Raw genomic sequence first — 14,900 nt, forward strand, 5'->3', positions numbered from 1 at the left:
TTGCTGCGGCCGGCGGTAGTGGTCTAGACCAAAATTGCCCGGGGTTCGGCGCGGTGGATACCTTCGGGGCACCGCGCCGGAGGTCGTTCCGGGGCGGGGTGCGGCAGGTCGGGCCATCCGCCCGGGGCCGCGGTCCGTCGCAGCTCGGAGGTATCTCCCCATGCTCGCTTCCCCCGTGCCCGGCTCGGTGATGACCCGGGAGATCGCGGCCCAGCCCGACGGGTTGGCCCGGATCCTGGCCGAGGGGCTCGGGCCGATCCGCGCGGCCGCCGAGCGGATCCGGGCGCGCGACCCGAAGTTCGTGCTGTTCACCGGGCGCGGTACGTCGGACAACGCCGGCCTGTACGCGCGCTATCTGACCGAGGTGCTGCTCGGGCTGCCCGCCGGGCTCACCTCGATGTCCACCACCACCGCCTATCGCGCCCGGCAGCGGCTGGCCGACTGCCTGGTGGTGACGGTGAGCCAGTCCGGTGGGTCGCCGGACCTGATCGCCTCCGCCCGACAGGCCCGCGCGGACGGCGCGTTCACCCTCGCGGTGACCAACAACGCCGACTCGGTCCTGGCCCGCGAGTCGGACCTGCACCTGGACGTACTCGCCGGTCCGGAACTGGCGCTGCCCGCGACCAAGACGTACACCGCCGAGCTGCTCACCCTGTTCCTGCTCGTGGACCACATCCGCGGCGGCACCGGCGAGGCGGCCCGGACGCTGCCGGCCGCGGCGCGCGCGATCCTGGATCGGCAGGCCGAGATCGAGGCGCCGGCGGAGCGCTACCGGTTCGCCGATCGGCTCGTGGTCACCGCGCGTGGGTACGGCTATCCGACCGCGTGCGAGGCGGCGCTGAAGATCATGGAGACCAGCTATATCGGCGCGCAGGCGTTCTCCGGCGCGGACTTGATGCACGGGCCGCTGGCGATCGTCGACCGGGGCTGGCCGGTGCTCGCGGTGGCACCGGACGGCGCGGGTGGTCGGGCGCTGCGGCCGGTACTCGATCGGCTGCGCGAGCGGGGCGCGGATCTGTACGTGGTCGGCGCGGCCGAGCCGGTCGCCGAGTACGGGCGCGGCTTCGTGTTGCCGGCCGGGGTGGCCGAGGAGGTGTCGCCGATCCTGGAGATCCTGCCGCTGCAACTGCTCGCGCGCGAGGTCGCGTTGGGGCGCGGCTGCGACCCGGACGCGCCTCGGGCGCTGGCGAAGGTGACGGAGACGCGGTAGGCGCTTTTCCGGCGGCGGGCGGCGGGCGACGGGTGACCGTCTGGTCAGGCGGTGTGGTCGAGGGCCGGGGACGCCTCGCGGGCGTCGAGGAGTTCGTCCCAGTTGGCCTCGGCCCACGCGCACGCGGCGTCCATCGGGACCAGCAGGCTGCGGCCCAGCGGGGTGAGGGCGTAGGTCACCCGGCGGACCGGGGCGTCGTGCGCGGTGCGGCTGATCAGGCCGTCGCGTTCGAGGGTGCGCAGCGACTGGGTGAGTACCTTGGCGGTGACGCCGCGCATCGGTACGCGCAACTCGGAGAAGCGCCGCGGACCGCCCTCCAGGCAACGGATGATCATCCCCGCCCACTTGTCGCCGAACCGGATCGGGGACAGGTTCGACGGGCAGATCGGGTCGAACATATCCGCGGGCAGGGGTGGCGTCGGTGCCTCGCTCATGGGCCCACCGTAGTCGGTATCCGGGAGGTAACCACCGCCCCGGGTAGCGTGCGCGGCGGTGGTCGACACAAGGGATCGGCCCGGATGTTCGGGGTGAATCGATGGGCGGAATCGTTGTTTTCGGCGCGGGTGGTCGGACCGGGCGGGCCGCGATCGCGGAGGCGCTGCGGCGCGGACACCGGGTCACCGCGGTGGTGCGTGAGCCGGCGAAGTACGCGGACCTGGCCGGGCCGCGCGTGGTCGTGGTCGCGGGCGATGTGACCGACGCGGACGCGGTGGCGCGGCTCGCGGCGGGGCATGACGCGGCGATCGCGGCCGTGTTCGACCCGGCCGCGCCGCTCGCCGACTTCTTCGCGGGGACCGTGCGGGCGCTGGTTGCGGGGTTGTCCCGGGCGGGGGTGGGGCGGCTGGTGTGGGTGGGGCTGGCCTCGGTGTTGCCGACGGCTTCGGGGCGGTTGTTGATGGACACGCCGGGCTATCCGCAGGAGTACCGGGCGTTCTTTCTGGCGCACGCGGCGGGGAACGCGGCGTTGCGGGACGCGAACACGGGTGCGGGTGCAGGTGTGGGCGCTGCGCCGGAGTGGGTCGTGTTGAGTCCGGCGGGCGACTTCGATCACGAAGGCAGTCGGACCGGCGTCTATCGGGCCGCGCCCGCCGAGGCGGAAAGTCGGGTGTCCTACCCGGACTTCGCGATCGCGCTGCTCGACGAGATCGACACCCCGACGCGACGTGGAGTGCACGTCGGGATCGAGGACGGCCGCTGAGGGTGGTGGGGCGCGTCCCTGGGGCGGCGGGTGGGCAGGGCCCGGGCTCTCGCCGAGCCGGTGTGCGGGACGGCGAAGCGGCGGTGTTCGGGCTGCCGAGGGCGGCGCCGGCGGCGGCGAGTGTGGACCGTTCGGTGCGCGGCCTGCGCCGGCATCGGTGTTGCGGCTCGGCTCGGCCTTGCGAGTGGGTCTCGGATCGCGTCGGGCCGTGGGTGGCCGACCACTTCACGTGCTCCGACGAGACGAGCGGCACGAGCCGCCGGTTGGTGGGGCCGCGTCCTCCGGAGTGGGGTGGGCGCGGCCTAGGCTCTTGCGGAGCCGGTGTGTTCGACGGCGAAGAGGCGGTGTTCGGTTCGGTCGAGGGCTACTCGGACGGCGCCCAGGGCTACGCCGTCGGCGCCGAGGGCGGAGAGTTCGACCCTTGGCATGCGCAGGCACAGCCGTTGCAGTTCGGCGGTCAGCGGCGGGACGGCGTCGGCGAGGCCGGCGGCCCAGCCGCCGATCACCACGATCTCCGGGTCCAGGGCCAGGACCAGTGCGGTGACGTCGTGGATCAGTCGCCGGACGAAGCGGTCGACCGCCTCGGTCGCGGTCGGGTCGCCCTCGGCCGCGTGCCGGAACACCTCGCCGACGGCCGCCTCGTCCAGCGGCGGCAGTGGGGTGCCGGTGGTGGAGAGCAGGTTCTCCGGGGTGGCCTGCCGGCCCAGCAGGTGCAGCGCGCCGATCTCGCCCGCGGCGCCGCCGAAGCCGCGGTGCAGCCGGCCGTTGATGAACGAGCCGACGCCGGGGCTGAGGCCGGCCATCACGTAGACGATGTCGTCGGAGCCGGCCGCGACGCCCTTCCAGCGTTCGCCGATCGCGGCCAGGTTGGCGTCGTTCTCGACCTGGACCGGACAGCTGAACGAGCGGCCGAGCCGCCCGGCGAGGTCGAGTCCGGTCCAACTCGGCATCGCCGTGGACAGGGTGACCACACCCCGGGTGTCCACGATGCCGGGTGTCCCGACGCCCACCCCCCACAACGAACCACGTGAGATCTGGGCCCTGCGCAGCGTCTCGCTGACGACGGCGCGGACTCGCTCCAGCCGGTCCTCGGCCTGGCAATCCTCTTCGACGGCGCGGGTGGACCGGCCGATGATGGTGCCGCCGAGGTCGGCCAGGACGACCCGGATGTGGTGTACGCCGATGTCGATCCCGAGCAGGTGACCGGCCTCGGCGTGGAAGCGGAAGCGGCGGGCCGGGCGACCGCGCGGCCGGCTGCCGTCCTCGCCCTCGGCGGCGGAGGTGGTCTCCACGACCAGGCCCTCGGCGAGCAGCCCGTCGACCACACCCTCGACGGTCGGCCGGGACAGTCCGGTGGCCTCCATCAGGGCGGTCACGGTCAATACCTCACCGCCGCGCAGCGCCCGCAGGGTCGCCGCGGAGTTGATCCGCCGGACCACGGAGGAGTCTCCGCCGGTCGCCTGTGCCACAGCTCTTGTCCTCTCGCCGCGCCGTCGCGCGGTACGTCCGTCCGGGCCGCCGAGCCCGTGATATGCGCCGTCGTTCAGGCGCGGATGGTAGCCGGATTTCGCGTCGGATCAGGACGCGGGCCGCAACGCGGTCGGCCCCGCCTCGGCGAAGGCCAGCCGGCAGGTGTCGGCCCGATAGGTGGCCACGGTGACCGCCGCGGTTCGGCCGAGCGCGGTGTACGTCGTGGTCACGACCAGCACGGCGGTGCCCGGCGGTCGCTCCAGGTAGCGCGCCTCCTCGGCCTCGGCCACCGCCAGCTCGACCGCGCGATGCCGGCCCTCGAGGCGGTGGCCGCGCAGTTGCCGCAACATCAGCGAGGCGCGCTCGAAGCTCGGCACGCGCGTGGACAACGAGGGGATCACGGCGCGGGAGACGTACAGGCATTCCAGGCCGACCACCTGGCGCATGGAGAACTGGCGGCGGCGCAGTCGGTGCACCAGGGCCGAGGGGCGGCCCTTGAGGGTGTCCGCGAACTCGTCGGTGACCGGGACGGTGGCGCAGTCGATCACTTCCCGGTCGCGCAGGTCCACGCCCGGCCAGCCCTCGCCGTCCGCGCCGAGCGACACGTCCACGCGCGGGCCCGCGACGGTGGTGCCGGCGCCGCGCTTGCGGACCAGGCGGCCCTCGAGTTCGAGCTGCTCGAGGGCGTGCCGCAGGGTGGCGCGGGCGACGCCGAAGCGGGCCGCGAGGTCGCGCTCGTTGGGCAGGATGTCGCCGGAGCTGAAGTCCTCGTCGATCGCCTTGAGCAGGGACGTGCGTAGTTGCCAGTACTTGGGTTCGCCGAAGACCGCTTCGTCCGGCAATGTCGCCATGCTGCTCACGGACGCCCCCTCGGCTCTCCGACGCCTGCGTGGCGCGGACTTATTGCATGTTCGGTTTAGTAAAGACGGTTGAATATAACCCCGTCGGACCACGAAAGGTCCAGACCAGGCCGGATGAACTTCCCGGTGACCTGTCTCACATCGCCACACGCGACGCGACACCTCCTGAGTCGATTTGTGCTCGATCGGTGCTCGATCGGTGCACGATCGGTGGTCAATCGGTGGTCGCGCTGTCGTCGACCGGTCGCGACCGCCTGCTCGATCGGCCGCCGACCTGCGCGAACGCCGCACCGTCCCGGCCGGGCGCGGGTGTCGTGGGCCCTCCGGGGAATCCGGTGCGCGGTGCCCGTGCGGTGCCCGCGCGGCGCCCGTGCGGCGCGTGCTCGGCGTCGATCGGCCGAGCCGGCCGGCCGCGCTCCGAGCCTTTCGCAGCGTGGGGACGCGCCGACGAAATGGTTTCCCCGCGTGGGGAACGTGCGGGCGAACATCGGGGGTTGCCGGACGAACGCGAGGTGGGGGAGGGGGTGCCGTGCCCCGGAGGTGTCACGGGGGCCTCGCGGGTCGAAACGGGGTGGAAATTGGTCCAGTCCAATGTATTGACGCTCCGGAAGCGGAGGGCCACCCTTTGGCCATTGGTCTATACCAAGTCCCCCCACAGGAGTCCCCCGTGGCACGTCGATACGTCCCCATACTGGCTGCTGCCGCCGCGTCGGCCGGCCTGCTTTCGATGTTCGCGTTCATCGGTGGTGCGACCGCCGCCGGTCCCGCCAAGTCCCCGGCGGCGACCGGCATCGGCAGCAACTGGTACGCCGCCGCCCCCTACCTGATGCCGCTGGACAACGACCCGCCGGACGCGGGCGCGGTGATGGACGCCACCGGCCTCAAGGCGTTCCAGCTCGCGTTCGTCCTGGCCCCCAACGGCGGTGGTTGTTCGCCGACTTGGGACGGTACGAAGCCGGTCTCGACGGACACCGCGGTGGCCGGCGTGATCGCCGCGATCCGGGCCAAGGGTGGTGACGTCTCGGCCTCTGTCGGCGGCTACGGCGGCACCAAGCTCGGCCAGACCTGCGGCACGCCCGAGGCGACCGCCGCCGCGTACCAGCAGGTGATCGACAAATACGCGCTGAAGGCACTGGACTTCGACCTGGAGGAGCCGGAGTACGAGAACAGCGCGGCCATCCACAACGAGATCGGCGCGGCGAAGATCCTCCAGCAGAACAACCAGGGCATCTACATCTCGGTGACCACCGCCGGCACCGCCGACGGCACCGGCTGGTTCGGCAAGCAGATGCTCAACGAGGCCAAGGGGCAGGGCTTCACGCCGGACAACTTCTCCATCATGCCGTTCGACGGCGGCTTCAACGGCGCGGCGGCGCAGACCTCCGCACTGACCAACTTCAACTCGATCCTGCAGAGCACGTTCGGCTGGGACTCCGCCACCGCCTATGCCCACGAGGGCATTTCGCAGATGAACGGGCGCAGCGACTCCGGCGAGTACTTCTACCAGGCCGACTTCCAGACCGTGTACGACTACGCGACCAGCCACCACATGGCGCGCTTCACGAACTGGTCGGTCAACCGCGACCGGCAGTGCACCCCGCCGGACAACGGCGGCCGCACCTCGGGCGTGTGCAGCAGCGTGGCGCAGGGCGCCTGGGACTTCACCAAGTTCTCCGTCCGCTTCGCCGGCGCCACGCCGCCCACGTCCACCCCGCCGACCTCGACGCCGCCGACGAGCGTTCCGCCGAGCACGTGCGCCGGTACGCCGTGGGATCGCGCCGCGGTCTACACCAACGGCACCACCGTGTCGTACAAGGCACATTCGTGGAAGGCGAAGTGGTGGACGCAGGGTGAGGAGCCGGGCACGACCGGGCAGTGGGGGGTGTGGCAGGACCTCGGGCCCTGCTGATCGGTGATCGATGCGGGTGCGTCGCCGGGCCGGAGTCGCCGATGGCGGCTCCGGCCCGGCCGCTACCGCTTCGGCGGCCCGGTCGGGCGAGCAAGCGATACTCGCTCGTCGCGGGTCGGTGCTCTCCCTAGGATCGGGTGATGAGTACTTCGGGGCAGAGTGTCGTGTCGGCTGCCGTGCGGCGGGGTGATGTCGACTGGCTCTCGGCGTACTTCGCGGGGATGCTGCCTTCGGACGCGGTACTGCGCCGGTTGGTCGGGCATGCCGAACCCGCGGTGCGGCATCTCGGGGTGCTGTTGCTTCGGGAGCGGGCCGGGGTGGATGGGTCGGTGGCGGCCCTGCTGCCGGAGGTGGTGGCCGGGTGTGCCGAGACGGCGTTGGTGCTGGCCGATACCCATGCGCGGCTGCGGGTCCCGGTGCCGCAGTGGCGGGACGCGGGGTGGCCGGCGCGGGTGCGGATCGGGTGGTTGCGGGCGGAGCTCGTTGCGCGGCCCGAGGCGACGTTGCGCGCCGAGCCGTCGGGCGAGGAGTTGTACCGGGCGGTCGGTGGGATCGAGGCCGCGGCGGTGGACGATGTCGACGGGTTGTTGCGCGGCTTGCTTGCGCGGCCCGATCCGGTACTGCGCGCGGAGGCCCTGCGGGTGGTTCGGGAGGCGCTGTATGGCGCGCTGCTCGGGCCGGGGGCGGCGCGGGACCGGCTGGTCGAGCTGTTGGATCCGGTCGGCGGTGGCGAGGTGGTCGCCGGCGCGTTGGCCGAGCTGGGCAAACCGTGGGCCGCGGTGGAATCCCCGGTTGGGCTCGAGCCGGCGCTGCGCCGGTTGGTGTCGCGGTATCCGGAAGCGGTCGAGGTGGCGGCCCGGTTCGGCGCGGGCGGGCTGTTGCGCGAGGTGGCCTCGGCCGGGGAACTGCCGGGGCGGCAGCGGCAGCGGGCGCTGCGGTTGATCGGCGAGTTCGCTCGACGCGGCGAAGCGGCCGGGTTGTTGGCGATCGCGGGCACCGATCCGCTGCTGTTCGCCCGGCCGCTCGTCGCGTGCCTGGGCGCGATGCATCGACGCGGGCACTTCGTTCGTCCGGCGGACGTGCCGGCCGTGCTCGACCTGGCGCTCGCCGACTACCGGGTGGCCGCGGCCGATGTCGCGGTCGTGCTGTTCACCGTGCGACACGAGGTGTTGCGGGTGCTCGCGGCCGTGCCGGACGAGGATCCGCACTGGCCCAGGTGTGTCGAGCTGTTGTCCGCGTCGGCCGCACAGGGGGCGCCGGATCTGCCGGTCGGCGAGTTGCTCACCGCGCGGCCGGCGAGTACGGATCGGCCCGAACCGGTGCTGGCCGAGCTGCGTCGGCTGCGGTACGTGGGCGCCGAGGACGCCGTCCTGGCCGTGTTGCCCCGGGCGCCTCGGGCCGCGTTGTCCGTGCTGGCCGAGATCGGTGGGCCGGGTACGGTCGCGGCGCTGCGCGCGGGGTTGGGCGTGAGCGACCCGGCCGGCGTGGTCGTACCGCACCTGCGCGGGGTGGCCGACGACGCGCTGGCGGTGTTGTGGCACCTCACCGAAGACCCGGACCAGCGCCGGGAGTTGCGGGCCCGACTGGATCGGGCCCGGATCCCCGAGCGGATCCGGGCCGACCTCGGGATGCCCGATCCGGACGAACTCGGGCTGCTCACCGCCGATCTGGACGTGGACCGACCGGTGGACGCGCTGTGCCGACTCGCGGGCATCGGCGACGCGCGCACGATCCCCGCGCTCGCCGACCTGCTGCTGCGGGTGGTGAGCGATCTGGTCGAGCGGCGGGACGCGGAGGTCGCCGAACCGGTGGTGCCGAACGAGGTGGTCGAGGCGCTCGGTGCGCTCGGCGAGCGGCTGTATGGGCGGCGGGTGTTGCGGCCGGTATGCCTGCTGGACGCGGCCGATGCGCCGGCGGCCCGCACCGCGCTGCTCACCGATGTCACCCTCGATCTGCTGGACCGGACGGGCGTCACCGGCGCCGAACTGGCCGTGCTGCTCGAACTGCTCGGCCGGCTGCCCGGCACGCGGGTCCGGGACCGGATCCACCGCCTGGTCCGGCATCCCGACCCGCAGGTTCGCAAGCGGGCCATCGCGCTGCTCGTTCGGGACGCCGACCGGGACGATGCGCGCGTGTTGTCCGCGACGCTGATCCCGCTGACCGCGGCCGCGGATCCGCAGACGGTACGGCAGGCCGTGCGCGCGCTCGGCCACGCCCGGGCCGAGTGGGCGGCGGAGGCGATCGCGGCGTGCCTGGAGCACCCCGTGATGAACATCAAGAAGACGGCGGCCGACGCGCTGAGCCGGGCCGGTACGCCGGCCCAGGTCCCGGTGTTGCTCGGGTGGCTCGCCCGGCACGACAACCCGGGCCTGCGCGCGTCGTCGACCACCGCGTTGCGGGCGATCCTGGGCAAGACATATGCGGCCCACGTGCTGGCGGCGGCGGAGCGTACGGATGCGGCGCGTGAACGTCGGCTGCTGGTGGCGGCGTTGGACGGGGAGTTGTCGGTACGGGCCGTGCGGCTGCTCGCCCGGCGCGGCTCGCCGGTCGCCGAGCCGTTGTTGACGGGGATGGCGCGGGGCGAACTCCGGCCGGCCTTCGGGGAGCCGGCGGACTTGGCGGCCGAACTCGCGGCGGATGGGCTCGCGGTGGATGGGCTCGCGGTGCCGGACCCGGTGGATGGCGAGGATGCCGACGTGCGGGCCGAGCTGATGACGGTGCTTCGGCCGGGTGGGCTCGATGCCGAACCGGTGGCGCTGCTGCGGCTGGCCCGGCAGGCGGCGGCGCCGAGTGCGCACCAACCAACCGGGCTGCGGCGGGCGTTGCCGCAACTGTTGGCGGTCGCCCGAGATCGGCCCGCCGACCGGGCGGCGCTGCTGCGGCTCGTGCTGCGCGCCTGTCCCGCGCCCTGGTCGGCGGCCGAACGTACCGCCTTCGCCGCCGCGTACGACGTGCTCGCGGCCGAACTCGGCGCCGTGGAGGAGGTGGGCAACGTGCTCGAAGCCGTCGCGGGCGCGCTGGGTGAGCCCGCCGCGTTCGTGCTCGCGACCCGGGTTCGGGCGCTGCCCTCCTTCGCGGGTCCGTTGCCGCTGGCCGTGTTGCGCGGTTGTCGGGCCGTACTCACTCGTGCCGATGTGGATCGTGCGCTGGCCGGTGCGCGGCTGGGGCCGAACCCGTGGGAGGCCGAAGTAGCGGTACTGCGGGTGGCGTTCGGCCCGGTCGCCGGGTCGGACCCGGACCCGGAGCCGGCCGCCGCCGCCGATGCGGCTTGGCGGGCTCGGCTCGGCGACGCCGTGCGGTCCTCGGCCCGGCCGCTCGCCGCCTTCCGCGCCGAGGCCGGCGATCCGGCCGACCTCGACTCGCGGGCCCGGGTGGCCGCGCTGATCGACGCCTTTCCGAGCGCCGCAGTGGTGCATCGGGCCGGACTGCTCGACTGGTTGACGGAGCTTCAGCCGATCGACGCGCCGCCGTGGGTCCTGGCCGAGCAGGCCGCGCGCACCGCTCCGGCCGGCGTCCGCATGCCGCGCCCGGACGACCTGGATCAGCCGCGTTCGACCGCGCAACGTACCCGCCTGTTGGCGATGCTCACCGCCGCCGAACCGAGCCGGCGCGCTGCTGCTGCCCGGGTGCTGCGCGGGTGGGCCGAGCCGGAGGTCCAGCGGGTGCTCCTGGACGCCCATCTGCGCGGCACGGTCGACGTGGCGCCGGATGTCCACCTGGCCGCCGGCGCGCTGGAGGTCGCCGACTTCGCCGGCTACGACGAGGCCGGTCGCGAACGCGCCGCCCGGATGTGCGAGCGACTGCCCACGGAACTCCTGGAGAAGTTGGCCCCGCAACTCGTCGCCTGGTGGGAGCACGGCGCACCCGCGACCCGGGTTGCGGCAGCCGAGGCGATCCGGCGGCTCGACGGCGACACGATCGCCGAGGTGCTGCGCAGCCGAATCGAGGCGGGCGCCTGGGGCTGCCTCGACCTGATGATCCCGGGGCGGGTGCGGCGCACGCCGGAACTGACCGAGGCGGTACGCCGGTTGCGGGCCGAGGGACGTGCGGCACTCGCCGATCGACTGAGCCTGGTCGACCCCCTCCTGCGCCGCCCGGACGCGCCCGTTCGGAACGGCACCGCCCTGGCCGTGCTGCGCCGCCGGGTCGTACCGGTCGGCGTCGAGCACCCCTCCCGGGCCGAACTGATCCACATCGTGCGGACCGACGGCCCCGAGCCGGCCCGGCGCGCCCTGTCCCGACTGGCCGACGAGCACGGCGGCGATCCGGAAGTACGCGACCTGGTCCTGGAGTTGCTCGACCATCCGCTGCCGAGGCTGCGGCTGCACGCGCATCGCATCTCGCGGCGCATCCTCGATCGTCCCGAATACCTGCGGCACACCGAGAAGTTGCTCGACGATCCGCGTCGGGACATCGTGCGCGCGGCGATCCGTACCGTGTCGCACGCGGGTTGGCAGCCGGCCGTACCGTCCCTGATCACCCTGCTGGGCAGCGCCGACCCGGTGCTGCGCGAGGCCGCCGGCGTCGGACTGACCCGGATCGGCCCGCCCGCCCTGCCCGCACTGCGCCGCGCCGCCGCGCAGGCCCGCCCGGACCGCCGGGCGCGCTACACCGAACTGAGCGACCGGATCACGGCGGCGCCGAGCTGACGGGAGCGGGGTCGGGTCGACCGGAATTCGCCGCTCGGCCTGTTGCCGGCAGGCGCCGGTGCAGTCACAGGTCCAGGGCGAGCGGTTCGCCGCCGTCCACGGTCACCGCCATATGCAAAGGGGTCACCGCGATTCGCGCGGTGACCCCATGTGCGTAGGCGGGAACGGTCAGCGGGTCTCGGCCGCCGCGTCGCGTGGATCCTGGACCCTGGTCCGGTACAGCCACAACGCCACACCGACCACCAACACCCCGCAGGCGACGCCCAGTTCCTTGTAGCCGCCGTAGCCGGTGATGGAGAAGCCGGTCGCGCCGACGACCAGAACCACGGTCAGGAACGCGGCCAGCAACCAGGCCAGCGGCACGAAGAAGTTCGGCAGTCGGATCGGGCGGGCCATGTCCGGGCGGTCCTTGCGCAACATCGCGAAGCCGGAAATGGCCAGGATGTGGGTCAGGATGTAGCCCAGGTTGCCGGTCACGATGATCGCCAGCGGAGTCTGCAGCGCGATCAGGATCACCATGTTGACCACGAGCGCGATCAGCAGCGCCCGGGCCGGCACGCCGCGCTTGTTGAGCACGCCGACCTGCTTGATCGTGGTGCCCTCCTTGCCCATGTTGTAGAGCACCCGCGAACCGTCGGCCAGTCCGGTGATCATGATCAGCAGGAGGGATGCGATCAGGAAGACCACCATCAGGTCGGCCGCGCCGCCCACCAGGTCGTTGAACGCGCCGACGTAGAACGTGGTCGGGTCGAGCGCGATGGTGTCCTCACCGACGTATCCGGCCAGCGCCAGCGGCAGCAGGATGAACACGCCGAGGGAGAACAGCACGCCGGCGCGCAGTGCCCGGGAGGTGTCCTTGACGGTGTCCTTGTACTCCGGCGCGAACGTCGCGCACACCTCGACGCCGAACGAGGTCCAGGCCATCACGTAGAGCCAGACCAGCGATTCGCGGATGCCCGCCGCGCCGTGCAGGTTCCAGTGCAGGTTGCTCGCGCTCCAGTCGCCACTGGCGAACGGCAGCACGATGAACACGGCGAGCGGGACGAGCAGCATGCCGCCGGTGACGTAGACGACCCACATCGCCACGTGCAGCCCGAACATCGCGGCGCCGAACAGCAGCACGATCACCGCGAGGCCGACCACGATCGGGAAGGACAACTCGGCGATGTGCCAACTGCCGATGTCCAGGTTCACCGACCAGTCCTGGCCCGGGAACCACTGGGCCTGGACCAGCGAGCCGATGATGCCCGCGTATACGGACAGTGCGGTGGTCCACGGGAACCAGTAGCCGATGCTGGCCAGCGGGCCGACGAACGGCGCGCGCTTTTTCCAACCCTCGGTCGCGTAGTGCGCGATGCCGCCGGACGACTCGGGGAACATCGCGGCCAGCTCGGTGTAGATCCAGTTGGCGATCGTGGCCAGGACCATCGAGCCGGCCCACAGCGCGATGGCGCCCCACGCGCCGAGGCCGCCGATCGAGGCGCCGAGCGAGGCGATCAGCGCGGCGGGCATGGTCAGGGACATCGCGAAGCCGTCGTACCAGCGCATCTTCTTCGCGAGCGCGGGCGGGTTGGCTGCCGAGCCGGCGGAGCCGGTGGCAGAGGCAGAGGCAGAGGTGGCGGAGGTGGCGGCGGTCGAGCCGGGAGCGGCCGGCCGAGGTGCTGCGGACATACGTTTCCCCTTCGCGGGGTGGGAGCGGCCGGTGGGTGTGCCCGGGGGACGGCCGCTTGGAGGAGGGGGCGCGGGCCCTGAGGCGCCGCTGTCGGCGTCGTCGTCGGCCCTGCTGATGGCCCTGTTATAGATGCGAGTTTTCGACCACGTCAAGGGTTCGTCTTTGTTCATTCGACAAATGAGACCTGTGGAAGTTGCTCATTGAGACCTATTGACAGGTCAAAGTTGCTGATGAAGTCTGAGCACACGCCGCCCGAGGACAGAGAGGGAACCCCCCGCATGAGCAGCAACGGCCCCGCCCGCCACCAGTTCTTCATCAACGGCGCCTATGTCGACGGCTCCGGCGCCGAGGGCTACGACGTGGTCAGCCCGGTCACCGGCGAGTACGTCGCCACGATCCCGGTGCCCACCGCCGCCGACCTGGACCGGGCCGTCGCCGCCGCCAACACCGCGCAGCGCGCGTGGGCCAAGGTCAACGTCTGGCAGCGCGCCGAGTTGTGTCACCGGATCGGCGACGAGATCACCAAGCGGGTCGACGAGTTGGCCCGCCTCCAGACGTTGGAGCAGGGCAAGCCGCTCGCCGAGTCGGTCGCCGACATCGAGGAGGCCGCGCAGCTGTTCCACCTGCACGCCGAGGACGCGGTCCGGCTGCACGGCGAGACGATGCCCTCCACCGACGGCACCAAGCGGATGTGGACCTTCTACGCGCCGGTCGGCACGTGGGGCATCATCACCCCCTGGAACTTCCCGCTGCTGATGCTTGCCGAGTTCGTCGCGCCGGGCCTGGCCACGGGCAACGCGCACGTGGTCAAGCCGCCGGCCAACACGCCGCTGACGGTGCTCAAGGCGATGGAGGCGTTCGTCGCGGCCGGGGTGCCGGCGGGCCTGATCAACATCCTGCCGGGCGAGGGCGCCACGGGTGACGCGCTGGTGCGGCACGCGGGGATCGACGCGATCGGCTTCATCGGGTCCTCGGCGACCGGGGCCAAGATCCAGGCCGCGGCCGGGCTCAAGCGCTCGATCATGGAGTGCTCGGGCAACGGCCCGCTGGTCGTGCTTGCCGATGCCGACCTGGACGCGGCGGCGAAGGCCGCGGTCTACGGCGCGTACCTGTGTGCCGGGCAGGTCTGCTGCGCCACCGAGCGGGTGATCGTGGTGGACGAGGTACACGACGCGTTCGTGGCCGCGGTGTTGCGGGCGGCGCAGGACGTGGTGCTCGGCGACCCGTTCGACGCCGCGACCAACCTGGGCTCGCTGAACAACGAGGGTGTCGCCGCGAAGATGGACCGGCACATCGCGGACGCGCACGAGCGGGGCGCTCAGGTGTTGCTCGGCGGCAAGCGCCGGGAAGGCATGCCGACCGACCTGTACTACGAGTTCACCGTGGTGGACCGGGTGCCGGTGGACAGCCTGCTCTCGCGCGAGGAGTCGTTCGGGCCGGTCGTGCCGATCATCACGGCGGCGGACGAGGACGACGCGCTGCGGTTGGCCAACGACGACAAGCTCGGCCTGCAGGGTGCGGTCTTCACGAGCAGCATGCGGGCGGCGTACCGGTTCGTCGAGGAGATGGCGGTCGGGCAGGTCGTGGTCAACGACAGCACGTGTTTCTGGGACGTCAACATGCCGTTCGGCGGGGCCGGTAACCGGGGGACCGGGTGGGGTCGGATCGGTGGCAAGCACACGTTGCTGGACATGTCCGACCTTCGGACGGGTGTGATCAACCTCTGAGGTTGGCCGTCCTCAATCGCCGGACGGGCTGACTCTGGCCTCAAACGCCGGCCGGGCTGATTCGACCCGGCCTCCGGCCGAGGTGGCCTCAAGCGCCGGCCGGGCTACTTGGCCTCAAACGCCGGCCGGGCTGGGTTTGGCTCGGGTGGAGATGAATAGCCCGGCCGGCGCTTGAGGCCAGATAGCCAGGCCGGCGTTTGAGGCC

Annotated in this window: 9 protein-coding genes; 5 read left to right on the plus strand and 4 right to left on the minus strand. The window is 72.4% G+C overall.

Translation table 11 applies throughout. The annotated features are described in order from the left end of the window. The first annotated feature begins 160 nt into the window (after positions 1–160). On the plus strand, positions 161–1,210 hold the full coding sequence (locus ABIA38_RS25930; RefSeq protein ID WP_424641222.1) for an SIS domain-containing protein: 1,050 nt from the start codon (positions 161–163) through the stop codon (positions 1,208–1,210). A gap of 44 nt (positions 1,211–1,254) precedes the next feature. Here ABIA38_RS25930 and ABIA38_RS25935 read toward each other — a convergent pair whose 3' ends face one another. Next, positions 1,255–1,644 carry a winged helix-turn-helix transcriptional regulator gene (locus ABIA38_RS25935; RefSeq protein ID WP_424641223.1) on the minus strand — a complete coding sequence of 130 codons (390 nt, stop codon included), beginning with the start codon at positions 1,642–1,644 and terminating at the stop codon, positions 1,255–1,257. Between the two features lie 101 nt (positions 1,645–1,745). Here ABIA38_RS25935 and ABIA38_RS25940 point away from each other — a divergent pair, with 101 nt between their 5' ends. Continuing rightward, entirely contained in the window at positions 1,746–2,408 is a 663-nt protein-coding gene (locus tag ABIA38_RS25940) for an NAD(P)-dependent oxidoreductase (RefSeq protein WP_424641224.1), read from the plus strand. Between the two features lie 302 nt (positions 2,409–2,710). On the opposite strand, the gene ABIA38_RS25945 is transcribed toward ABIA38_RS25940, so the two are convergent. Further along, positions 2,711–3,877 carry an ROK family transcriptional regulator gene (locus tag ABIA38_RS25945; RefSeq protein WP_424641225.1) on the minus strand — a complete coding sequence of 389 codons (1,167 nt, stop codon included), beginning with the start codon at positions 3,875–3,877 and terminating at the stop codon, positions 2,711–2,713. Positions 3,878–3,985: 108 nt separating this feature from the next. Further along, positions 3,986–4,729, minus strand: a complete 744-nt coding sequence (locus ABIA38_RS25950) for a GntR family transcriptional regulator (protein ID WP_424641264.1) — start codon at positions 4,727–4,729, stop codon at positions 3,986–3,988. A 676-nt stretch (positions 4,730–5,405) separates the two neighbouring features. On the opposite strand from ABIA38_RS25950, the gene ABIA38_RS25955 reads away from it, so the two are divergent. Both ABIA38_RS25955 and ABIA38_RS25960 read left to right on the plus strand, forming a co-directional pair. Next, positions 5,406–6,647: a chitinase gene (locus ABIA38_RS25955; protein WP_424641226.1), complete on the plus strand. Its 1,242-nt coding sequence runs from the start codon at positions 5,406–5,408 to the stop codon at positions 6,645–6,647. Between the two features lie 140 nt (positions 6,648–6,787). Beyond that, the gene (locus ABIA38_RS25960) at positions 6,788–11,296 is read left to right on the plus strand and encodes a HEAT repeat domain-containing protein (RefSeq protein ID WP_424641227.1); all 4,509 of its coding nucleotides are present in this window, start codon (positions 6,788–6,790) and stop codon (positions 11,294–11,296) included. Between the two features lie 168 nt (positions 11,297–11,464). On the opposite strand, the gene ABIA38_RS25965 is transcribed toward ABIA38_RS25960, so the two are convergent. Further along, a complete protein-coding gene (locus ABIA38_RS25965; protein WP_424641228.1) occupies positions 11,465–12,967 on the minus strand; it encodes an APC family permease in 1,503 nt (500 codons plus the stop codon). 279 nt (positions 12,968–13,246) lie between these two features. Between ABIA38_RS25965 and ABIA38_RS25970 the strand changes: the two genes are divergently transcribed. Next, positions 13,247–14,695 carry an aldehyde dehydrogenase family protein gene (locus ABIA38_RS25970; RefSeq protein ID WP_424641229.1) on the plus strand — a complete coding sequence of 483 codons (1,449 nt, stop codon included), beginning with the start codon at positions 13,247–13,249 and terminating at the stop codon, positions 14,693–14,695. Positions 14,696–14,900: the final 205 nt, after the last annotated feature.

This window comes from Embleya sp. AB8 (genome assembly GCF_049739465.1).
Taxonomy (GTDB): domain Bacteria; phylum Actinomycetota; class Actinomycetes; order Streptomycetales; family Streptomycetaceae; genus Embleya.

Bases quoted from the DNA above. Each gene is read 5' to 3' on its own strand.
- ABIA38_RS25940 (WP_424641224.1), top strand. From the start codon at position 1,746: ATGGGCGGAATCGTTGTTTTCGGCGCGGGTGGTCGGACCGGGCGGGCC.
- ABIA38_RS25935 (WP_424641223.1), bottom strand. From the start codon at position 1,644: ATGAGCGAGGCACCGACGCCACCCCTGCCCGCGGATATGTTCGACCCG.
- ABIA38_RS25970 (WP_424641229.1), top strand. From the start codon at position 13,247: ATGAGCAGCAACGGCCCCGCCCGCCACCAGTTCTTCATCAACGGCGCC.
- ABIA38_RS25965 (WP_424641228.1), bottom strand. From the start codon at position 12,967: ATGTCCGCAGCACCTCGGCCGGCCGCTCCCGGCTCGACCGCCGCCACC.
- ABIA38_RS25950 (WP_424641264.1), bottom strand. From the start codon at position 4,729: ATGGCGACATTGCCGGACGAAGCGGTCTTCGGCGAACCCAAGTACTGG.
- ABIA38_RS25960 (WP_424641227.1), top strand. From the start codon at position 6,788: ATGAGTACTTCGGGGCAGAGTGTCGTGTCGGCTGCCGTGCGGCGGGGT.
- ABIA38_RS25930 (WP_424641222.1), top strand. From the start codon at position 161: ATGCTCGCTTCCCCCGTGCCCGGCTCGGTGATGACCCGGGAGATCGCG.